Genomic DNA, 22,973 nt, shown 5'->3' with positions numbered 1-22,973 from the left:
GATATTTTATTGTGAAATCTTGAGAAGGGGAAAAGTTTCAATTCATTTTTTTAAAAAGCTCAATAAGTTTAGCCATATCTTGAGGCAGTGGTGCGGAAAACGACATAACTTTACCGGTAGAAGGATGTTCAAAAGTAAGACTTGCAGCATGGAGTGCATGTCGGTTGAATTGATCGATTGCATTTCTAATAGTGGGGTTGAATATGTTTGATTTTGTTTTAAAAGCGTTTCCATAAACTGTATCGCCTATGAGTGGATGCCCTATATGAGTCATATGAACACGGATTTGATGGGTGCGTCCAGTTTCCAAGCGACATTCCAGAAGGCTAGCAAAAGATGTTGAGTCTGCATGAGAGCCATATTTTTCAAGCAGAGAAACATGTGTAACAGCATGACGAGCATAAGGGTTTTGGTTATGGATGACAGCTTGCTTTGTCCGGTTATAGGGCGAACGGCCAAGTGATGCATCAATTGTCCAGACATTGCGCTGAGGTGTTCCCCAAATCAAGGCATGGTAGCGTCGATCTAATGCGCAGGTACGTCCATGATCAGAAAATTGAGCACTGAGACTTTTATGAGCTAGATCATTTTTTGCAACAACCATAACACCGCTTGTATTTTTATCAAGACGATGGACAATACCAGGGCGTTTAACACCACCTATACCAGATAAACTATTCCCACAGTGGTAAATAAGGGCATTAACCAATGTACCGGTCCAATTTCCATTCCCAGGATGAACAACAAGACCAGCTGGTTTGTTAATAACAATGATATGATCATCTTCAAAAAGAATGTCCAATGCAATGGCTTCAGCGCTAGGTTCTGCATCACGAAGGTCCGGCATTTCCAATTCAATTATTTGGTTAGGTTTTAATTTTGTTTTTGGTTCCTTTATGAATTGACCATCAATTTTAAGACAGCCTTCACGGATGAGGGTTTGCAAACGCGAACGTGAGAGCACATCATGATATTGTTTTGCGAGCCACTGATCAAGACGTTGCCCAAGAGCACCTTCATCCGTTATTTTCTGTATTACCATACGATTCCTATTAAGTTTTTAATAAGATTTTACCAGTACGAAATTGCTTTACTATCGAGAAATTCTTTAATTCCCCAATGTCCTCCTTCACGAGCGCGCCCAGAAAATTTTACACCTCCAAAGTAGCTTCCACTGGGTAATCCATGTCCATTAACTTCTACCATACCAGAGCGTACTTGTGCCGCAATACGACGATATTTGTTGCGATCTTGCGATTGAATATAGTTTGTAAGACCATACTCAGTCTCATTCGCTAAAGCGACGGCTTCTTCTTCTGTACTAAAAGAAAGAATCGAGAGAACTGGACCAAAGATTTCTTCTTTAAAAATACGCATATGAGGTTTTACATCAGCAAAGACTGTTGGACGGACATAATAACCGCGTTCCATTCCTTTTGGTAAACCAGTCCCGCCTGCAATAAGAGTTGCACCTTCATCAATTCCCGATTGGATAAGATCTTGAATTTTATCATATTGTTTTTTTGAAACAACGGGCCCAATATGATTTCCTTCTTGGCAGTTTGGTCCTACTTTTGTTGTTTCTGCAATATCCTTGGCTATTTTCACGGCTTTGTCATAGATGCTCTGTTCCACAAGCATACGAGTCGGTGCATTACAACTTTGTCCACTATTATAAAAGCAATGTCGTGCACCACGTTGAATAGCATCTGAGTCGGCATCAGCAAAGATAATATTCGCTCCTTTTCCACCAAGTTCCAGACAGACTCTTTTTAAAGTAGCGCTGGCATTTTTAGAAATATCTTTTCCTGCTCTAGTTGAACCAGTAAAGCTGATCATTTCTAAATCTGGATGTGCAGAGAGGTAAGAGCCGACAGTCGCACCATCACCATTGATTAAATTAAAAACACCGGCCGGAAGTGCGGCTTCATCTAAAAATTCAGCAAAAAGCATAGCAGAAAGAGGCGCAATTTCAGAGGGCTTTAACACCATGGTACAGCCAGCCAAGAGAGCAGGAATAACTTTAAGAGTTACTTGATTCATGGGCCAATTCCATGGCGTAATTAATCCTACGACGCCGATAGGATCGTAGTGAAGGATTGCTTGCTCATTTCCCTTTATTAAAGTTTCTTGGAACGAAAACTCTTTATAAGCTTCGATAAAATTGCGAATATGGGAACTTCCGGTTGCAGTTTGCGCATTAAGCGCCATATCAATCGGTGCTCCCATTTCCATTGAAATGGTTTTTGCCATGTCTTTGGAACGTTTTTCGTAGATCTCTAGAATTTTTTCAACAAATCCAAGACGCTCATTTGGTGACGTTGTTTTCCATTTTTGAAACGCTTCTTTAGCCGCATTAATTGCTTTATCGGCATCTTTTGTACTTCCAAGGCTAATGACAGCACAAGCCTCCTCTGTTGATGGATTAATGACGTCAAAATCGTGAGGAATGCTTGGCTCATCCCATAGACCATTGATATAAAATTTCCGTTTATTAAACATAATTCACTCCCTTTTTTCTATTTGTATTTATGTAATTATGATTGTCTTAGTCTAAGCCTTTTTAAACGAGGATAACAAGGGTAATCTTATAAAAACGCGAGAAATTAGATTATATCGTGATAATTGAGCATGGAGAATTCAATAGAGCAATGCTCATTGTATTATTGAGACTAGTTTCTCTTACGAAAAGGGAGAGAAAGAGAGGCATAGACAATTTTCTTGAAGCTTTTTTATCATGAAGTTTTCTTCAAAACAAATGAAATACGAGCTCTATGACACCATAAACTGAGTAATTTATATCGTAAATATGCAAAAGGCAGATTATGAATATGCATTATGGCATTATTTTTTTCATTAAAAAGTAACCATCAGCAAAAGGTTATTAACCTTCGTATGATAGTTTCTACGAATTCTTTTTGAAAAGGTTATTTTTCTCATTGCTATAAATTTGTTGGGTGCCATGCATAATTCGAAAACAAAATCTATTTCTACGTCTTCTTTTTCTGATGATAGTACGGAAGGTGCATCAAGAGAAGATTTATCTGTTAAGATTACTGAGATATTTCCTTATCCGGAAGTGTGGAAAAAGGCATTTGCTCTCGGAAAAAACGTCCGTTTCACGAGAACCCCAGAAGTTGAGATTTTGCGTCGTCGTATAGAAACAGATCCAGTTTTTGCAAAACAGTTTAAAATTTTTACGAAGCAAGATCAAAAAAAAATTACAGATACAGATATTGTACGTTGTAACAAGAAAACAACAAATATTCTTTCGACAAAAAAAGTCATTAATCCTCAATCAATAGAGAATAAAACATCAGTTTGTCATTCAACGGTTTTGAAGCAGTTGTCACGTCAAACTACTCGTATGCCGTCAGCAAATATTCCACTTGAGGAGGATAAACAAGAACATAAATTACAAGTGGAAAATGTGCTACAAAAAATAAAACCTGCGTTGCATCTTTCTGATGATGCATTTTTTGAGTGTGAATCTTTGATATTTGAGCATGTGGAGACTCAAATATCAAAAGAGGATGGAACATCAATTGACACGACAAATGAAATTACACCGGATATTCCCACAGCCTTTGATGAGTCAATAACTGCTCTTTACCGTGTTCTTGAATACCGCTTTCCACAACTCTATGATTCAATTACATCAGAATCTCCAGCGGAAAGGATGCGAGGTGTTGAGAAAATTTCTGATTTAATGCATACAAATAATGATACTACTAAAGAGTGTCATTCTAAGCTTTCTGTTGAAGATTTTGCTCATACGTTAAGTAATACAGGGGCGTTAAGTGATGCAGGGGCTAGTATAGAGACTGAAAATACCAATAATATTGTCGCCAATAATACTGTTGATTGTATAAACAAAGCCGTCAAAAAGAATTCAAAAGATTTTTCTGTGATGCAAGCAAACAGTAAAACTAAAACATTGCAATCTACTCGTATGCCATTAGGTAATTATGATTCTGCTTTTATGCAAAATATTCAATCTATTGACTGTGATGTTTATGAATTTCCTCCGATCAACTTATTACAGGAACCTGTTTTTCATGAAGGTACGATGATTCCTCAAGAAACATTAGAACGTGGTGCTGGACTTTTAGAAAGTGTTTTGGAAGATTTTGGCATTAAGGGTGAAGTTATCCATGTTCATCCAGGGCCAGTGGTAACAATGTATGAATTTGAACCCGCTGCGGGTGTAAAATCATCACGCGTTATTAATCTTTCTGATGATATTGCGCGTTCTATGTCTGCTATTTCTACACGCGTTGCTGTAATTCCTGGACGGAATGTTATCGGGATTGAGTTACCCAATGCGGTTCGTGAAACCGTTTATTTACGGGAATTAATCCAAACACGTTCTTTTCGTGAAAGTGAATTTAAACTTGCTCTTGCTTTGGGGAAGGGGATTAATGGTGAACCGGTCATTGCAGAATTAGCAAAAATGCCTCATTTATTGGTTGCAGGAACAACAGGATCAGGCAAGTCTGTTGCAATTAATACAATGATTTTGTCGATTCTTTATCGTATGACACCAAAGCAGTGTCGTTTGATCATGGTTGATCCTAAAATGTTAGAGCTCTCTGTTTATGATGGCATTCCACATCTTTTAACACCCGTTGTCACAGATCCCAAAAAAGCAGTAACAGCTTTAAAATGGGCGGTTCGTGAAATGGAAGAGCGTTATCGCAAAATGGCTAAGTTGGGTGTGCGTAATATTGATGGTTTTAATGCACGCGTTGCACTTGCCGCTCAAAAAGGCGAAACGATCATGTGTACTGTTCAGTCGGGTTTTGATAAGGAAACAGGGGAAATGCTTTATCATGAAGAAGCCATGGATCTCACGCAGCTTCCTTATATTGTTGTGATTGTTGATGAGATGGCTGATCTTATGATGGTGGCAGGGAAAGAGATAGAGAATGCCATTCAGCGCTTAGCGCAAATGGCGCGTGCGGCAGGTATTCATCTTATTATGGCAACGCAACGTCCTTCTGTTGATGTTATCACAGGTACAATTAAAGCGAACTTTCCTACCCGCATTTCTTTTCAAGTAACATCAAAAATTGATAGTCGTACGATCTTGGGTGAACAAGGTGCTGAAACGCTTTTAGGTCAGGGGGATATGCTTCATATGGCTGGTGGTGGACGCATTGTGCGCGTTCATGGACCTTTTGTTTCTGATGAAGAAGTTGAATCCATCGTTGCACATCTAAAAATGCAAGGTAAACCTGATTATTTAGCAACGGTAACAGATAATGAAGACGATAACAAAGAGGATACTTCTGCTGATTCAGCTGCTGGAAATTCTGAGGAAGAAAATTTTGATGAAGAGGGTGAGGAACTTTATAACCAAGCTGTAAAAATTGTTATGCGTGATAAAAAATGTTCAACATCTTATATTCAGCGCCGACTTTCAATCGGCTATAATAAAGCAGCTTCTCTCGTCGAGCGGATGGAAGAAAAAGGCATTGTTGGAGCCGCTAATCATGTTGGAAAACGTGAAATTCTACTCAATGAAGGAAAATAAACAAACACATTTAAAAATATGCAATTTTTTAAATATCTGACAGTCATTATTTAACAGTCATTATTTAAATGTGCTTGTTTTATTTTTTATATAATATTAAAAATTTAAATGGAGAGTAATAAAGAAAAAGCGATCTTTTGTATTAAGACTTCTGATAAGGTAAACAAGCTGATATCAAAGGAGATTATGAGATATTTTTAACATTTCTAAATGATCTGGAATATAAAGAAATTAAACAAATCTTTATATGAGGACAGATGATTTGTGTTCTCTTTTTTACAGAGAAATTTTTTAATAAAATAGTGCGGTGGCATATTTTTTGTTTTTTCTTTTGTAGCGATTCTAATGAAAGAAAGATCTTTGGGAGATTATTGAGAGCATCATAAGAAAAATGCCCAATATGCAAGTTCTGTTGCATAGGATACTTTAAAGCGTCACGCTGAATTTATTATCATTTGATATTATTGGCTCAAGAAAGATGTTCTTACGAGAAGCTTTATTTGAAAAAGAGATTTTTATAATGCAGTATATTGATTTATAGTAATTTATCATTATTCACAGTGAATAAAAGTCTCAAACATTGTAAGATTTTCTCATTTCAAATCTGTTTCTGTTGAAACAATTAAAACCATTTTCTTGCGTATCATAATAATGTACGAGTAAAAAAGTTAAAAAATAAAAAGGCTTCTTATGAACGCCTTCAAATGCCGAGAACTATTGGTAACATTAGGGGCTGAAATTAGTATAATGATGGTGCTAACAAGCTCTTTTATAAGCATAAAAATGGTAGTGCACAATGCCTTGATATCCTCTATAGGGACCTTTACATTACACCATTTACGGATACTGTCGTAAAATAAGCTTGCGGATCTTGAGAGATATCTTTTCAAAACAGGCGCATGAATGCGTAAAATAAGTGTATTCTTTTTGAGTACTATTTATGCGAGGGATATGTTACCATTATTGTAACAAGATTTATTACAATAATGGGTGAATAAGCAACAAGAGCTGGAAGCTTCTTTTTATTCTTGTTTTGTTGATGAAACAGTCAAAATTTTGCTACAGACAATTGATATGAGATATCAAGTTATTTTAACCAGAATAGATAATTGTAAACAAATTAGCATTATTCATTTGAGAGTAAATTCAACACTTTTTAGTTTTAGTTATGCCATTAAAAGCAGATGAGTTAAAGTTAAATACAAATGAATTAAAATGTCAGCAAGAAGCTTTTCGTTTTACACCAGAGCTTTTGCCACGGCCTTTTACGTGGGAAATCGATCACAATGGTTTGTTTTGTGAAGTCTCAAAAGAGCTAGCTGAAGTTGTTGGTCCTCTCTCTTCTTCTATTTTAGGGTGTAGTTTTCATGAGCTTGCTCATCAATTTAATGATGATCGATATCTGGTTCTCAGTCGTTTTATTGAAGCGGCTATGCCTTGGAGTAAAGAGATTGTTCAATGGCCTGTTGATGGTTGCTTACAATGGCTTGATGTTGAATTGTCAGCTTTGCCAATTTTTGATGTTAAAAAGCAGCTTAAGGGGTTTCGTGGCTTTGGTGTTTTAAAAATACAAAAAAAAGTCCAAGAAAAAAGAAATGAAAAGCTAGAAACAGAAATGCCATGTCTTACGGAGATAGAACGCTCAGCTTTTCGTGAAATTGCAGAGCAATTGCGTGATGAATTGAATTCATCGGTAAAAGAAGAAAATTTAGTTGAAGAAACAGCTATTCAGTTACCATATGCACAAACATTGCCGGTAAATGCTATAGAACAAGCTCTCGTAAAAGAGCCCGCTGCAGTTTTATCATTGTTGGATACAGCAACAAATGGTGTTTTATGGTTGGATGAAGAGGGCTTTGTTCAATCAGCGAGTAGGGCAGCCTTAGCATTAATGGGTTATGAAATAAATGAACTACGAGGACAACCATTCTCTTCATTATTTACTTTGCAAAGCCGACTTTTGGTTGAAAAGTATTTTAAATCAATCCGTATGGAGGGAAAAAATCAGGTTTTAAATCGCAGTGAAACCGCTGATTTAATGACAAAAAATCATAAAAATATAACCGTTTTGATAACGATTGTATTTTTGGCAAAGCAAGGCAATTATGCTGTTATGTTGCGTGATAGGACACAAACAGTTCCATCAGGAGAAAAAAAAGCAGAAGAGGATAAAATCGTTGGAGTTGTTCATGAAATACGAACACCTTTGAATGCTCTTATTGGTTTTGCAGAAATTATGAGAGAAGGCCGTTTTGGTTCGATAGAAAATGAGCGCTATCATGGATATTTACGCGATATTATTTCCTCTGGAAAACATATATTATTGCTGATTAATCAATTACTAGAGTGCTCGAAGATAAATTATTCTGGTTCCGATAACCAGATTGATTCTTCCCTTATTTCTGAAACATTTGATGTAATATCTTGTTTACGTGCGACGATAGCTTTTCTTGAAACTCAAGCCAATCAGAACGGCATTATCATGCGTATTGTTGCTCCACCCCACGTTCCATTTATTCCTGTATCACAACAAGTGTTTCGCCAGATTATATGGAATCTTCTTTCCAATGCTATTCGTTTTACACCTTTGGGTGGACAGATTATTGTTCACGTTTCTTATAGAAAAGAACGTGTAAAAATTTCAGTGAGTGATAATGGTATAGGGATGAACGAAGAAGAGATTATACAGGCACTGCAACCTTATGGTCAAGTAGAGCGCAAAGATGGACGATCTGGTGATAGCGCTTTTATGGGAACAGGTTTAGGCCTCCCAATGTGTAAAGCAATGGTGGAAGAAAGAGGGGGACAATTTTTACTGTTCTCAAAACCCAATCATGGAACAACTGTGGAAATGTTTTTTCCTCGTGTTCCATGATGTAAATCTTGCATAAAATTATTTTTTCTTAGCCAAAAGATCTCTAATTTCTGTTAAAAGTTGTTCTTCTGAAGACGTTTTTTTGGGGCTTTCTTCTTCTTTTCTACGAATTTTATTCATAGCCTTAACGAATAAAAAAAGAACCCAAGCAATAATGAGAAAATTGATAAGTAAAGTAATAAAGTGTCCATAGCTAATGGTTGCTCCAGCTGCTTTGGCGGCACTCAATGTTGCTTGTTTTTCGCCAGCAAGTTGAATAAACATATTAGAAAAATCAATCCCACCTGTAATCAGCCCAATGATTGGCATAAAAATATCATTGACAATTGAGTTGACCAAGCTACCAAAAGCACCCCCTATAATCACACCGATAGCAAGATCAATCATATTACCTTTTAGGGCAAATTCTTTGAATTCTTTAAGCATTGCGTTTTCCCCTTTATATAAGCGATATACGGTAATTTACTTACCGCTTTTGATGAAAAAGGAAAGGGCAGATTTTATTTTTAGGATTATATTACGATATTAATATTATTTTCAAAGAACTTTATAAGGTTTAATAAAGAGCTTTAGGGCTCTATTTGAATGTACATAGAATATTTCCTAGAAAAAAGCTTTTTTGATAAAAACTATATCTGCTTTTTCAACAGAAAGTAGAAAACTGTAGCTTAATTTATATAATTTCCTCAAGATCTTTATGATAACATTAAAAAGAGAGATTTTTACACAATACTACAAAATGAGTAGTGTTGAAAGTTGAGCTATCAGAAAGCTTTTCAAATGAAGTGCATATATTAGCATAACATTTTGTCATAAAAAGAGAATTTAGGAATAAAAAATATATTTCAGCACTGATAGAAGAAATAGATAGATGAGACAGGAGTAAAACTTATAATTTAATTCCTCTTAATTTAGTAAGCGATAATAGCAATTAGGAGGGCATTATGGCTTATCTAAAAGCTATTTGTATTGGGTTACATGAGCTAAAATGGCGATAATTCGGATGGAAGAAACACATTTCATCTGCTGGAAGATTGTATCAGTTTATAAATAGCAGAGCTCTAGGGTTTGCAAGATCATTTTGGTTTGGAAGTCGTTGGTATAATGTTTGAGTTCAATAATCAACTGTCATTACTTAAAATATATGTTAGGCAGAGCACTTAATAGATGCAAAATTGTATTTAATACATCAGAAATGGTAAAGAAAACAACGCAGATTATCAATAGAGTACAAATTGATTGAACAATCTGTTGCTCATAAATAGTGCAACAATAGTATGAATTTAGATGATTTTATGAACCATGTATCCTATAAATGCTAGGAAAAAATAGCTTTATAGAACAAGCTTTGTTTCTATTGAAAACAATATTACACAAAGGAACTTTGGGAATAGAGATAATTTGCCTGCATTTTTAAGAAAATTATGAGCGTGCCTGCATAAGACGTCATAAAACCATGACTATGGTAAGGGCCATTGATGTTTCAATTCATGCTGAATTTTATAAGATTAGGATTCATATTTTAATCTTTAAAAAATGTCGAAAAAGAGAAACATTTTTTAAGAATAAAAAGTTCTTTACATAATATAACCAATATAAACATGTATAACTATTATGTGATGAGTTTTCTTCTAGAAGGGGAATATTATTTGGATAATATGCTTGCTTTGATTGGAAATCTTTTGTGTTAAAAGGTAGAGGTGAGGTGCGATGGATCATTTTTATGTTGTGGAGAAGAATTGATGAGTTTTTTTCGTTGTATTGGCCGTTCTGCCTTATTTATGTTGGATCCAGAGCAAGCACACGGTTTAGCGATTCTTGGGCTGAAAAGTGGATTAAATGGTTGTCAAAAGGTTGTCGATAAACGATTGTGTGTAACTGTTGCTGGTCTTGAGTTTGAAAATTTTATTGGTCTTGCAGCGGGGTTTGATAAAAATGCAGAGGTTGTAGATGGTATTTTTCGGTTAGGATTTGGTTTTACTGAAATTGGGACAGTGACACCAAACTCTCAGATTGGAAATCCTAAACCACGGCTTTTTCGTTTAAAAGAAGATGAAGCGATTATTAATAGAATGGGCTTTAATAATGATGGACATCAAGTTGTTTACAATAGATTGCGTGCGTGTAAAAAAACTGGTGTTATAGGAGTCAACATTGGAGCCAATAAGGATACGGTCGATAAGATTGATGATTATACTGTTGGTATTGCTCATTTTTATGATGTTGCTGATTATTTTACGGTTAATATTTCTTCTCCTAATACACCAGGTTTACGTGATTTACAGGCCCGTGACAGTTTGCATCTTTTGTTGAGTGCAATTTCGCAAGAGCGAAATGAGCAAGAGAACAAGCACGGATTCTCCATTCCCATTTTTTTAAAAATTGCTCCCGATTTATCAGAGAAAGAATTAGATGATGTTGCTGAAGAAATAAAACTTTCTGATTTTAATGGGCTGATTGTTTCTAACACAACTCTTTCACGCCAAGGTCTTAGTAATAGTCACTTCCGTAATGAAGAGGGTGGGCTTTCTGGACGTCCACTCTTTGAGCGTTCTACTATTATGCTTGCAAAAATGCGTCAAAAATTAGGGAAGGAGATTGCAATCATTGGCGTTGGCGGTGTAAAGGATGCACAGACTGCTTTGGAAAAAGTAAAAGCTGGTGCAGATTTGATTCAATTATACAGTGGGATGGTTTATGAAGGTCCAGATCTTGTCATAACTATTCTGCAAGAGATTTTGCAGATGATGCAACAAGATGGCGTTGATAACATAAAAGGCTATCGTGATCATAGTCTTGAGCATTGGGCAAAATTTCCTTTGTAAAAAACGCTTTTTTCTTCACAAAAAATTGCGAGATTTTTTTAAAGGGGCTTGCAAACTTTGTTGATTTTCCTTATGTCACATAAGCATAAGAATAAATGTTTACGAAATCGTGAACAGTTATGATACATTTTCTTTTTATGCGGTTGTAGCTCAGTTGGTTAGAGCGCTGGTTTGTGGCACCAGAGGTCGTAGGTTCAAATCCCACCAACCGTACCAAAAAATTTTATTGAAAATACTGAAAATGGATATACAAGACGAACAAACGGCTCACTGAGGATCTTTTATCAATGACTGTAGTTGCTTGGGGGCATAATATTGTACAAAAAAAACGCATGGCATAAAGTACAGAAAACCAATAAAGGCGCATTGCACTTCTCTTTTAAGAACTGGGCATCTCCTCTTACCTTAATGCGTTCTCATTATGCATCCTTTACACAAGACTTGCGATGGAAAGACTTTACGGAAAAAATCAATGTGTTTTGTTTAAAAGATCCGAGCTTAATATGCCCTTCAATATGGAAGGGTATTTCACAATGTTTGTTGTGATGAAGCAATTGCTCTCTCTTGGCATGCCTCTGGCTGTTGGGTTTATCTCTCAGATGATGATTTCCTTCACAGATGCAGCGCTTGTAGCGCATTTAGGCGTGCAAGCCTTGAGTGGTACAATGTTAGCTCTGAGTATATTTAGTTTTGTTATGTTGTTTGGGCTAGGTATTATTACCGCGGTTGCACCAAAACTTGCGGAAAGTTTTCGTAGACAAGATAGATATGCATTGAAGGCATGGTTTGATCAAGGAATATGGCTTTCCCTTTTGATTGGAATGATGAGTGCGATCATTTTACTCAACACGAGGAATATTTTGTGTTTTCTCGGCCAAGATGGGACAATTGCCAATATAGCGCAGGAATATAATAGTGGTGCTGCTATAGGGGTGGTGTTTTTTTATCTTTATGTGAATAGCCGGGGATTACTGTCAGCAATTGGTAATCCAAAGCCGTTAACCTGGGTTATGCTTGCGGCTATCCTTGTGAATTTTCTTATCTCTTGGCCGCTTATTTTTGGTATAGGTTCTATAAGCGGATTAGGTGTCTTTGGTGCAGGAATTGCGAGCAGTTTGATCCGTATTTTAATTGTTATTGCAGCAGCAATAATTTTGTCCCGCAATTCTGCTTTTCATTCTTTTCGCTTTAATTATTTGAGACAAAAGTTAGAGATTTCACGAATAATAAAATTGCTGCGAGTAGGGCTACCCATTGGTATACGTATTCTTATTGCGGAGGGCTTTCCTTCGTTCATTGCATTCATGATTACGGCTTATGGGGTCGAATCTTTGGCCGCACATACGATAGGGATGCGTCTCGATATGCTTATTTCTGTGGTGGCTTTGGGGATTTCCAGCGCAGCCGCAACAATAGCAGCGTGGTATAGAGCAGATAGGAATAATATGGCTCTAAAACAATTGCGTATGAATGTCACTGTTTTTGCTGTAACTTATGTCTTGTTTTTATCAGGGATTGTTTATCTCTCTTATGGATTCATCCTTACAACCATCTTTAATATTTCTTCAGAACGCGTTGTTGTTTTCTCTTGGAAATTGCTTCCGTTCATTTTATTGTCTTTTGCTTTTGGCACTTTAGGTGCTATGCTCAATGGCATACTTGTGGGCTTGCTTGATACGTTTTGGTCAACAATTGTTGTAGCAATAAGTTATTGGGGGTTAGGCCTATTTGGGGGAGCGCTAATGGCGCATTTTTTTGAATATGGCTTTATTGGCTATTGGTTTGGCATGATTGGTGCAAGCTTAATCGTTTCTATCTTTAATTATATGCGCGTGGGTTATTTAATAAAATGCAATCCTATGTTTGGGGCAGAGTGAGTGTTATAAAAGCGCTTGTAAAGCACTAGCTGTGAAGGCTTAGCTACTCATCGTCCATAGAGGCTGTTTTACTTCTATGGAGATAACAATATAGGTTACAAAACTTGCTTAATATTGAAAAGAAGTGTCTTTGATTGTAGTCTCAATATTATTTATTGAGTTTTTAAAATAATATAGGTTTATTAAAATCATTCGGCTACAATTTAAGAGTAAGTTCGGTAGATTGGAAGAGTTTAATACCTTAAAAAATGACGAGAAAAAACGTGCTTATATTCATACGCCGTTGAGGAGTCATTTAAAAAAGTTATTGTTTTTATAAGTTATTACCATTGCGATGCTAAAGTGTATACATTTGTCAAAACAATCGCAGACGCTGACGATGTTATTCTTGCAAGCCCTGTTTATCACAGGTCTTATTCAGAGACTTTGAAGAACGCTTTTGATAATTTAGATTGTGATGCTTTTTGGGATAAAGTTGTTGGTCTTCTCTCTCATGGCAGTACAGCAAAAAATGCGCTACTGTCATGTAAATATTTGGTACCAGTTGTGCATACGCTTTATAGACAAGCTCTGCAATATCAAGTTGCTTCGGCTAAAGATGATTTTGTGTCTGAGAATGCAGGCCGTACATGGAGATTGAACAGCGAAGATGTACGGGCTCGCTGCGCACATCTTGTTGATGAAATGTATAAATTTTAAAATAATAAGGGTGGAGGATATGATCAAAAATGATAAGAAATACCGTTAGTTAGTCGTTGGTAGTACAGGAATATTGGCGCCCTTTTGCCGGTCATGAGGGCTGAACAACGTGATTATCGCAGCGCGTTTTTATTCTCATCAATCCAAAATTGAGCTATTTCAGACAAGGGCTAAATGTATATTTTGGAGATTATTATAAGCCATAGACACAATTTTTAAAAAGGGTACCACTATGGACGGGCTTGAAATATTGCATATTATGGAGGGCATTCGCCTGCACATGTATTTTTGTGTAGATTGAGATTGAGCGGTTGGCCTTCTTACCGAAGCCTCTGCGTATTGTTCATGTTTTTGGTTCTAATGCAGAGGATAAAATAATCTCTGGATGTGCGCATCATAATAAGATGGATTCTACATCTGTAAAATTAGGTCGGAAAAGGCGATCATAGAGCTGACGGTGGTCAATAAGAAAAGTGTTTATGATCATGAGATTTGTGAGAGCCGTATTTAGAAAGAGTTTGCGCAAAATCTCGATAATGACTCTGATGTAAGATTGTTTTTTAAACTGCCAAGAAGTTTTAAAATAGCCACTCCCATTGGTTCTTATACGCCTGATTGGATGTTTTTTTAGAGTGAGATGGCGCACAAAAGCTTTATTTTGTACTGGAAACAAAAGGAACGAATAGCGAGTTTGATTTGCGCCTTAAAGAAATGCTGAAGATTAAATGCGGCAAGGCGCATTTTACCGCTCTTGAGACTGGTGTGGTGTTTAACGAGGCACCGGTGATGAGTTGGCGCGATTCTAAGCGGGGATGGTGGTAGAGAGAGTGGGGCTGTGGTAAGAGTGGGCGGCACGAATGACGCTGTCTTTAGTTGCGTACCGCCAAGCTAATTTTGTGCTTTGCGAAATTCGCTAAGGCTTTTGGACGTACTGCGTTTACCGCGTAATAAAATCTTATGAATATCATGCAGAAGGCGCGCGCAGAAGGGGGTGATTACGTGACTAGCTTCCCAATGCCGTAATTAAGTACAGCCACATAATGAGATAGCTCTTCAATATCATTAGTCACACTGATACTTTTTCTTTATTTTCAAACAATAATAGGTCAGATGGTAACGGTTATGTCCTTTCTATCTGAGAAAAGAGTAGCACCGCTTGCGTATATGCACGAGTAAAAGTCAATCAACATTGGTCTGAGGTAAAACCGCCAATTATTTCTAATACACCTAAGGATTTCATAGCTTGCTCTAACGGTTTATATAAAGCCGCCCTTTTAAAAGGTGGATTGGGTGGAAAATTTATTGGGATATAGGCTTTATGAATCTCTCGAACTAAGCTTTCTACTATGCAGGCCCTAAGGCGTGATTGCATATATGGTCGCATCTGTTGCTGCGTTGTGTAGGCAAAGATCCTAAACTAGGAAAGGAGGGCTGCTCTTTTGATTACAAAGGAAGAATACGGCGCGTAAGTGCAGCAAAATGTATTTTGAGGAGCAGTAAAGGGGTGAGGCATTTGATGTCCAGCGGGTAACGGATTAACTGGAGTATAAGTGGGTATTGCTAGGGCGGAGTTTTTGGTTAAGAATTGCACTTCGTACGCTATAAGCTCTCTGCATCTTTCATATAGGCGTTGGATCATCGCCCAATGCAACGTAAAGGGGCTGTTTTGTCTTTAGCGCTTGTTTGGCTGCTTCTATAGTGCCGCTGGCTCTATCAGCCACTATGGTGATAATTTTCTCGTCCAAAGAACAGATCAATCGATTGCGTAATAGGGTATGTGTGCCTTTTTTGACCGTGTCTTTTTTAAAAAGCAGCTGTTACCTCGTGGCAGGATTGGGTGTGTTTATATGATCAGCCTGCCAAAGAAAAGGAAGCGTTATCGCGATAGCCACCAATAGGAGCCCAGCGATAAAGGTGGCAGCAAACTGCAATGATATAAAAGAACCAAGGACGCCGACCAAAAAGCTTCCGACCGGCGTTCCAGCATAGCCTATCACTCGAAAAGCAGAATTAGCTCGCCCGAGAAGTTGCTTTGGTGTGAGGCGCTGCCTGAAGGCGGTAACACCAATAAACCATAAGCTTGCTCCAACGCCAGCGATAAAGGTGACGCCCCATACGACGACAGCACTTTTTGAAAAGGCTGGAACCAGCAGTAAGACAACCGTTCCTAAACCGTCAGTGAGAACAGCTAGGCGCACCGGTGCATAACGTATACGCGGTGCAAATAGGGCACCTGCCATTGTTCCAAGCGCGTAGGCTGCAAACATCACGCCATATTGGCTGCTATGTAGGCCCAGATACCGACCGTCGGTAACGAAGAAGATGAACGAGGTTAGGAATGCTCCAAATACCACCGATAGAAAGAATGTGAGTAATGTAAGGGAGGTAAGATGCCGATTTGAAAAAATGAAATGAAAGCCGGCAATGATATAACGGAAAGTGATGTTTTCTTTATCAGGTGTTGGCGATGTCGGAACAGCACGGCGAGCGGTAAAAATCAATGTGATAAAAAGCACGATTAACAGGCCGAGAAATAGCAGTGTGCTATGCGCTAAAATGCTGCTTGTTATGACAGGGGCAAGAAAATAGGAGACCCCGAAATCTAAAAACAAGACAATTGAGTAGAAGGTCATCAATCGCTCTCCCTCCATGATAAGTGGTGGAATCGTCATTATATAAGCTTCGGCAGAAACGACGATGAATCCAGCAATGGTTGCATAGAAGAAAATTTGTTCGGCTGGAGTAATCTGTATCATGAGCAGTATGAACAGTACAATATGCAGTAGCATGAAGATGAAGAGAGCTGAGGTGGCAAGTTTTATTTTGTCGCAGCGATCAAGTAAAACGCCTGCAAGGATGCCGAAAATTGGCCACGCTAATGAGAAGAGACCTTGCGCCCAACTTACTCCGACTACGCCATATCCAGATTGTCTTGCTAATAGCGGGATGGCAGTGCGCAAAGCACCGCTGAGTAAGGCGAGCAGACTAACGGTTAGGCAAAAATAGCGTATGTTCTTGTTGGAAAAAAGCGTGAACATTCTGTTCTCCTTAAGATGCCACACAGGTTTCCACTGTTCCATCAAGTACGGCGGTTGTATTCAGCATGTTTGCGACATAGTCGTCCAAGATATTCCTGTCTTCCTGAGGTAGAAGAAAATACATAAGGTTGGAATACCATTGCCAACCACGCTGAGTCAGCTGGAGATCGTTATCACTTTCTGCGATGAGACCTGCACCTATGAGCTGTTGTAGGTTATTGTAAACGAAAGAGGGGAGTGCGGTCCAGTCAATTCTTTCTTTTTTGGCATAACCGTTATAAGGTAGCCTCATACACGAAGCCTTGGAGGCTTGTTGCTCTGCTGATACCCAATTGTAGTATACTTTGGATTTGCCTTTAAGTTGTATGTCGGTAATGTATCCGCTTCGACTGGGATTGGCTCGTGTGACGAGTGAGCCGAGAATCGACATTGCTGACGCCCCGAAGCCAACCACATAATCGTCATGATAACCATGCAAATATTTGTGATAGCGGAAATAATTAGCTGAACTCGTTTTAGCGAGCGTTAGAGGAGTGTTGTTGGCAATTTTGATATAGGAATGCCCATTACACGGCGCATAGCCGCAGCTGCGCATAACGATGTCGCTAAATAAGCGAAGCATCTGTCGATGCTGTAGGCTGGATGGCTTTAGCCCTTTTTGTGCGTAAGACTTATGCAGTTGCGACGTGATAGCCAGATTGTTAATTGCATAGAGGTTGATGGTTTCAGGGTGAAGCTCGCTGGCTTGCTTCAAATCGTATAATAGTTCTTCGGCTTGCTGGCTGTGTATGCCATATAGTAGGTCGAAACCGACATGTCCAATTATCTCTTGTGACCAAGCCACGGTATTGTTGATTTGTTCACGTGTTGAGGTGAGGTTAAACAATGATCGGAAACGCTCAATGAAACTCTGTATACCGAAGCTGATCCGGTTAACGCCGATCTCACGGGCAGCATAAAGTTTATCACGTGTGACGCTCTTCGGTTCGCTTTCCAGTGTAAATTCGGCTAAGGAAGAGAGCTCAAATTCGGCATGCAATACTTTTCCGATGTGTCGGATATTATCTGCGGACAAAAGCGACGGTGTGCCACCCCCTATATAGATGCTGCGGATGGGCCCTCTAAGCGAGCGAATGAAATTTCCTTTGTTTCTGATCTCTGTGGTAAGCGCTGAAATATAAGATTCGATTTGTTTAACGTGCTTGTAGGCCCCTTTCTGAAAGGGACAGAAGGAACAGATGGTTTCGCAAAAGGGAATATGCAAATAAAGAGAAATGGTACGCGCTTGTGGAATCTGCTTACTGTGCGCTAGTTTATTAAAGTCTAGGTAATCGTAAAATTCATTTGAAATAGTGCGAAATAACGGATATGTGAAGTTGTAAATCGGCTTGAGTTGATCGAACTTCACAAAAGGATGATCCACGAGTTGCATAGCTTACCTCCCCCAATTTCTTAACTCGCACTATATTATTGACGGGCGACTGGTGACCCAATCACCCGAGTGTATTACCAAAGATTTTCACGGAACATAATGAATCCTCCTTTTGTAGAAGTTATATGAACAGGCCAGCTTGTTTAAGAGGCAATGTAAAGATAAAAATATAAAAAAACTTTCTCTTTCAGCCGTATGGTCTGATATTGTAATTGGTATCCTGTTTTACGTGGTCCGGCTATGAATGCCTAGAGCGAGAAAAAGCAGGGTATTTTAATGGATGTGCGGGGCATCATTGTTATGTTGTTAGGACTTGGAATTTGCGTCTGGTTATGAAATATCATTAGCGCAAAAAGATGGTTTTAAAGGTAGAGATACATTTTTTATATCCCTGTAAAACTTCGAGAAGAGATAGAATTATCCTATTAGAAAACATATAAATATCCAGTGTGATAATATTATCGAATTACATGACATCATCACTCTTGCACGCCATTTTGATATATTACCTAAAATCTCATTGAGATTGTGCCATGTACTGGCAAACGGGGATAGATCGTGTTTTGGTATGACTGCGGCGAAGTTACGTGCCGCATTATCTTTGCTAGAATCCAATAGGATTAGGCTTAATGGGGTGCCTTTGCATGTGGGCTCTAATTTGAATTCGACTGAGTTAATAGTATCCACCTTAACTAAGGCTGGAAAGGATATTTACGCATTGAAGGATCAAAAAAGTTTTATCAGTCTAGGCGGAGGATATCCGACTTCCACAGCGTTTTGCGATGCCGTGACGGTCAATGACGAATACCCTCGTAAAATTTATGAGGCATTATCACAATTGGGTTGTGATTTACATAAGCTTACGGTAATTATTGAACCTAGGCGTATTATATCTAAAGATTATGGTTATTTATTTTCAAATATTAGCTCTATAAAAGAGCAGAATGGTACGAACTTAATTATAATCTGGGCTCTGGGGATGTGTACTTAGTCTGCCCAGTATCACGAGATCATAAGTCAAAGTATGTGAAAGCAACTGATACAAAATAGATTTTACGATGGTGGAAGATCGACGATAAAGGACGTTAGTTAAAAGGAAATTGATATTATTGTGTTCTCATATCCTGATTTTTTGGCTTTTTAGATATAAATAACACACCTCCTAGTGGGCTGGAGACTATCAAATGTTGGATCACGCATGGCGCAATTAGCAAAAAATCCTATCTATTGGATTTGGTATGCTCTACTGGATTCTCAGCTCTAAATATTGTGTGCGAAGTGCAATGTCAAGCGGTGGGAATTGATATAAGTGCAGAGTCTGTACCATCCACTCAGAACAAGGTTGATAGCTCTGTTATGCAGACGATGGTTAAGTTTCATGTCGGAAATGCTGGGCGTATGACTTATCCTGAAAATACATTTACGCATATTATGGCGGGGTGAGTGTTTGTAAGCACTAGCTGTAAAGGTTACTCACCATCCTAGGGTGTTTACTTCTATGTGGATAACAATAGAGTTACAAAACTTGCTTCATATTAAAAGAAAAGTTTCTTTTCTTTTAATATGAAGCATTGCTACAACCAAAAGGAAATTAAATATCTCGCCTTTATTATTCTCGTCAATGTTTGCTTATATATGATTATTTGAATCGGAATTAGGTTACGTACAATATGGTATTTCTCGCTGTTTTATATAAGGAGAAGGTTCGCATCGATGTATCGGGTGCAATATCAATTTTTTCACTATGGTGATAGGATAGCTTTTTGAGCGTAAAGTTCTTTTACCTTGATAGATCTTATAGTATTCTTCAAAAATATCAGTTGATAAATTTTTTTCGTGTCGTTTATGCATGGGCTGATACAATAAGAATAGGACTTGATTGTTTTTAAAGTTGGTATGTTATGGCTGTAAAAAATGGTAAACAAACGAAAAGTAAGAATTTTAAACCTGTCTCTCGTTTTCTCAAAAGTTTACGTGGTGTGCGCAATTGGGAACAAGTTTCACAATGGCTTGCTTTTCGTAAGGTAGAGGATATTGAATGTATTACGCCTGATCAAGCAGGGGTACCACGGGGCAAGATGATGCTTTCTAAAAAATTTACATCGGAAACATCATTGGCATTGCCTTCAGCAGTTTTTATGGCAACAATTTCAGGGGATTATCCTGAAGATGGTCATGGTTTTGAATATCCTAAAGCAGATGGTGATTTACGCCTTGAGCCTGATCTTTCTACGTTAAGCATTGTGCCATGGGAAGATGCTCCTACGGCACAGGTGATTTGTGATCTTGTGTATCAAAATGGTCAGGTTGTGGATTATACACCACGCAATGTTTTACGAACGGTGGTTCATTTTTACACAAAAATGGGTTTAAGCCCTGTTGTGGCACCAGAAATTGAGTTTTATTTGGTACAAAAAAATCCCGATCCTGATTATCCGTTAGTTCCACCGGTTGGTCGTTCTGGGCGTTCAATTGGTGGTGGACAGGGGTATTCCATTGCTGGTGTTAATGAATTCGATGATTTGATTGATGATATTTATCAATTTTCAGAGGCACAAGGATTGGAAATTGATACCCTCATTCATGAAGAAGGAGCAGGACAGTTTGAAATCAATTTACGTCATGGTGATCCTATTGAATTAGCGGATCAAGTTTTTATGTTTAAACGAACAATTCGTGAAGCAGCACTAAAACATAATATGTATGCAACTTTTATGGCAAAACCCATTCAAGGGCAGCCGGGTTCTGCTATGCATATTCACCAATCGGTTGTTGATAAGAAAACCGGTATGAATATTTTTACACAGGAAAATGGTGAAGAAAGTATCTGTTTTCGCCATTTTATTGGTGGATTGCAAAAACATATGCCAGGCGTACTTGTGATGCTTGCGCCTTATGTGAATTCTTATCGACGTCTTGTCCCTGATAATTCGGCTCCTGTTAATTTGCGGTGGGGATATGATAATCGTACTACAGCTTTTCGAGTTCCCCGTTCTGCTCCTCAAGCGCGACGTGTTGAGAATAGGCTTCCTTCATCAGATGCGAATCCTTATTTAGCCCTTGCGGCTTCTTTAGCGTGTGGTCTTATTGGTTTGCAACAAAAAATTGAGCCGGATGAGCCAGCGATAAATAATGTAAACGCTGATAATATTGAGTTACCGCGTGGGCTCATTGAGGCAGTCAATTTGTTTGAACAAGATACAGTGATACGTGCTATTTTAGGGGATGTGTTTGTCAGTACTTATGCTGCAATCAAACGACAAGAGTTTGAAACTTTTATGGAAGTAATCAGTCCGTGGGAGCGTGAATATCTCCTGCTGAATGTTTAAATTTTATGACGATGATTGATTATAATTCAATTTCTCCAGGAATTTCTTGGTATGAAGATGCTTTAAGAGAACGTCCCTCTTATCCTTCTTTTTGTGAAAACAGACAGTGTGATGTGGTCATTATTGGAGGCGGATTTACGGGTCTTTCGGCTGCTTATCATTTAGCCAAGGCTGGAGTAGATGTTGTTTTATTTGAAGCATCACGTTTTGGTGATGGTGCTTCAGGGCGCAATGGTGGACAGCTGGGAACAGGGCAACGGCAATGGGTAGAAACATTAGAAAAAAAGTATGGTTTTGAGCGAAGTAAGGCTCTATTTGATTTAGCAGAAGAAGCTAAAAGAGATATTTTAGCTTTATGCGCAATGCCTAATTGTCCTTGTGATTTGATAGGAGGACAGCTTTCTGTAACTCATAAAAGGCGTGAGCTTCTCTCTTATCAACAGCATATTGAGGCGATGCAGCGTTATGGCTATCACGCGCTTACTTTTATGGATAAGGCTGAAACATTTGAGCGACTTGGATCAACTTTTTATTGTGGTGGTATTTATGATGCGGATACCGGTCATATAAATCCCTTAAAATTGATTATTGGGTTGGCAAAAAGAGCACAAGATGCTGGTGCTAAGCTTTATGAGAAGTCACAAGTAACGACCGTAAGGCGCAAGGGAGCACATTGGAAAGTAATAACAGAAAAAGGTAGTGTAACAGCAGAGCATGTTTTACTTGCAACAAATGGGTATAAACTTGGTCTGGAGCGTTTTATTGAAAAAAATATTGTTTCTATTCGCTCTTATATTGGAGCAACGGACCCATTACCAAAGCATAGTTCAATTCTTATAGGGGGGGAATCGGTTGATGATTCCCGTTTTATGGTTCGCTATTTTCGCAAAAGCATTGATAATCGTCTCTTATTTGGTGGTGTAGAAAGTTATGATAATAAGCATCCTCTAAATTTAGATGAACGTATAAAACGGCAAATTGTTGAAATTTATCCTCAATTACATTCTATCAATTTAAGCCATCGGTGGGGAGCAACGGTTGCCATCACAGTTGAACGCATGCCCTATGTTCGCCAAATTTTTTCAAGGATGACTTATTGTGGTGGTTATTCAGGGCATGGCGTTATGCTGGCTCCTTTCGTGGGAAAATTATACGCAGAATGGTTAACTGGAAAATATGAACGTTTTTCCTATTTCCAAGACTTAAAGATTTCATCTTTTCCGGGAGGAAGAGTTTTGCGTTATCCGCTTATATTTTTAGCAATGCGTTGGTTTTCTTTATTGGATCGCCTTTAATGGAAACATTGCTTGAAATGAAGAAAATTAATGGCTTATTTAGTATCTGTCTGCTTTAATGATGAAA

At 38.2% G+C, this 22,973-nt stretch carries 17 protein-coding genes and 1 tRNA gene; 12 read left to right on the top strand and 6 right to left on the bottom strand.

The window, feature by feature from the left end:
* Window positions 1-37: 37 nt before the first annotated feature.
* The gene (locus ACFING_RS02355) at window positions 38-1,042 is read right to left on the bottom strand and encodes an RluA family pseudouridine synthase (protein WP_375629611.1); all 1,005 of its coding nucleotides are present in this window, start codon (window positions 1,040-1,042) and stop codon (window positions 38-40) included.
* Window positions 1,043-1,071: 29 nt separating this feature from the next.
* Window positions 1,072-2,502 carry an aldehyde dehydrogenase family protein gene (locus ACFING_RS02350; RefSeq protein ID WP_375629608.1) on the bottom strand — a complete coding sequence of 477 codons (1,431 nt, stop codon included), beginning with the start codon at window positions 2,500-2,502 and terminating at the stop codon, window positions 1,072-1,074.
* A 460-nt stretch (window positions 2,503-2,962) separates the two neighbouring features.
* On the opposite strand from ACFING_RS02350, the gene ACFING_RS02345 reads away from it, so the two are divergent.
* Window positions 2,963-5,536 carry a DNA translocase FtsK gene (locus ACFING_RS02345; RefSeq protein ID WP_375621119.1) on the top strand — a complete coding sequence of 858 codons (2,574 nt, stop codon included), beginning with the start codon at window positions 2,963-2,965 and terminating at the stop codon, window positions 5,534-5,536.
* Window positions 5,537-6,704: 1,168 nt separating this feature from the next.
* Window positions 6,705-8,411: an ATP-binding protein gene (locus tag ACFING_RS02340; protein ID WP_375629605.1), complete on the top strand. Its 1,707-nt coding sequence runs from the start codon at window positions 6,705-6,707 to the stop codon at window positions 8,409-8,411.
* Between the two features lie 18 nt (window positions 8,412-8,429).
* Here ACFING_RS02340 and mscL read toward each other — a convergent pair whose 3' ends face one another.
* Window positions 8,430-8,837: a large conductance mechanosensitive channel protein MscL gene (mscL, locus tag ACFING_RS02335; protein ID WP_026500234.1), complete on the bottom strand. Its 408-nt coding sequence runs from the start codon at window positions 8,835-8,837 to the stop codon at window positions 8,430-8,432.
* 1,316 nt (window positions 8,838-10,153) lie between these two features.
* Between mscL and ACFING_RS02330 the strand changes: the two genes are divergently transcribed.
* The 6 genes from ACFING_RS02330 to ACFING_RS02305 all read left to right on the top strand — a co-directional run bounded on the left by ACFING_RS02330 (window position 10,154) and on the right by ACFING_RS02305 (window position 14,634).
* A complete protein-coding gene (locus tag ACFING_RS02330) occupies window positions 10,154-11,236 on the top strand; it encodes a quinone-dependent dihydroorotate dehydrogenase (RefSeq protein WP_375629602.1) in 1,083 nt (360 codons plus the stop codon).
* A gap of 139 nt (window positions 11,237-11,375) precedes the next feature.
* Window positions 11,376-11,452: transfer RNA gene (locus tag ACFING_RS02325), tRNA-His, on the top strand.
* Between the two features lie 317 nt (window positions 11,453-11,769).
* Complete coding sequence (locus ACFING_RS02320; protein WP_375621116.1) at window positions 11,770-13,113, top strand: MATE family efflux transporter; 1,344 nt, start codon at window positions 11,770-11,772, stop codon at window positions 13,111-13,113.
* A gap of 342 nt (window positions 13,114-13,455) precedes the next feature.
* Window positions 13,456-13,812: an NADPH-dependent FMN reductase gene (locus ACFING_RS02315; RefSeq protein WP_375629599.1), complete on the top strand. Its 357-nt coding sequence runs from the start codon at window positions 13,456-13,458 to the stop codon at window positions 13,810-13,812.
* A 553-nt stretch (window positions 13,813-14,365) separates the two neighbouring features.
* On the top strand, window positions 14,366-14,443 hold the full coding sequence (locus ACFING_RS02310) for a hypothetical protein (protein ID WP_375629624.1): 78 nt from the start codon (window positions 14,366-14,368) through the stop codon (window positions 14,441-14,443).
* 65 nt (window positions 14,444-14,508) lie between these two features.
* The gene (locus tag ACFING_RS02305; protein ID WP_375621113.1) at window positions 14,509-14,634 is read left to right on the top strand and encodes a hypothetical protein; all 126 of its coding nucleotides are present in this window, start codon (window positions 14,509-14,511) and stop codon (window positions 14,632-14,634) included.
* Between the two features lie 797 nt (window positions 14,635-15,431).
* Here ACFING_RS02305 and ACFING_RS02300 read toward each other — a convergent pair.
* From ACFING_RS02300 to ACFING_RS02290, 3 genes are all read right to left on the bottom strand, one after another.
* Window positions 15,432-15,557, bottom strand: coding sequence for a hypothetical protein (locus ACFING_RS02300; RefSeq protein WP_375629597.1), 126 nt, complete (start codon window positions 15,555-15,557; stop codon window positions 15,432-15,434).
* A gap of 72 nt (window positions 15,558-15,629) precedes the next feature.
* Entirely contained in the window at window positions 15,630-16,850 is a 1,221-nt protein-coding gene (locus ACFING_RS02295) for an MFS transporter (protein ID WP_375629594.1), read from the bottom strand.
* Between the two features lie 10 nt (window positions 16,851-16,860).
* The gene (locus tag ACFING_RS02290; RefSeq protein ID WP_375629591.1) at window positions 16,861-18,282 is read right to left on the bottom strand and encodes a coproporphyrinogen-III oxidase family protein; all 1,422 of its coding nucleotides are present in this window, start codon (window positions 18,280-18,282) and stop codon (window positions 16,861-16,863) included.
* 424 nt (window positions 18,283-18,706) lie between these two features.
* On the opposite strand from ACFING_RS02290, the gene ACFING_RS02285 reads away from it, so the two are divergent.
* From ACFING_RS02285 to ACFING_RS02270, 4 genes are all read left to right on the top strand, one after another.
* Entirely contained in the window at window positions 18,707-19,273 is a 567-nt protein-coding gene (locus ACFING_RS02285; RefSeq protein ID WP_375621149.1) for a hypothetical protein, read from the top strand.
* A 155-nt stretch (window positions 19,274-19,428) separates the two neighbouring features.
* Window positions 19,429-19,725, top strand: a complete 297-nt coding sequence (locus tag ACFING_RS02280; protein WP_375621148.1) for a class I SAM-dependent methyltransferase — start codon at window positions 19,429-19,431, stop codon at window positions 19,723-19,725.
* A 458-nt stretch (window positions 19,726-20,183) separates the two neighbouring features.
* Entirely contained in the window at window positions 20,184-21,611 is a 1,428-nt protein-coding gene (locus ACFING_RS02275; protein WP_375618430.1) for a glutamine synthetase family protein, read from the top strand.
* An 11-nt stretch (window positions 21,612-21,622) separates the two neighbouring features.
* On the top strand, window positions 21,623-22,906 hold the full coding sequence (locus ACFING_RS02270; protein ID WP_375629621.1) for an NAD(P)/FAD-dependent oxidoreductase: 1,284 nt from the start codon (window positions 21,623-21,625) through the stop codon (window positions 22,904-22,906).
* The last annotated feature ends 67 nt before the right edge of the window (window positions 22,907-22,973 follow it).

Origin of the sequence: Bartonella sp. AP150HLJHH, assembly GCF_042196385.1 — a bacterium.
GTDB lineage: Bacteria > Pseudomonadota > Alphaproteobacteria > Rhizobiales > Rhizobiaceae > Bartonella.
This window is presented reverse-complemented; position numbering and strand designations above follow the sequence as displayed.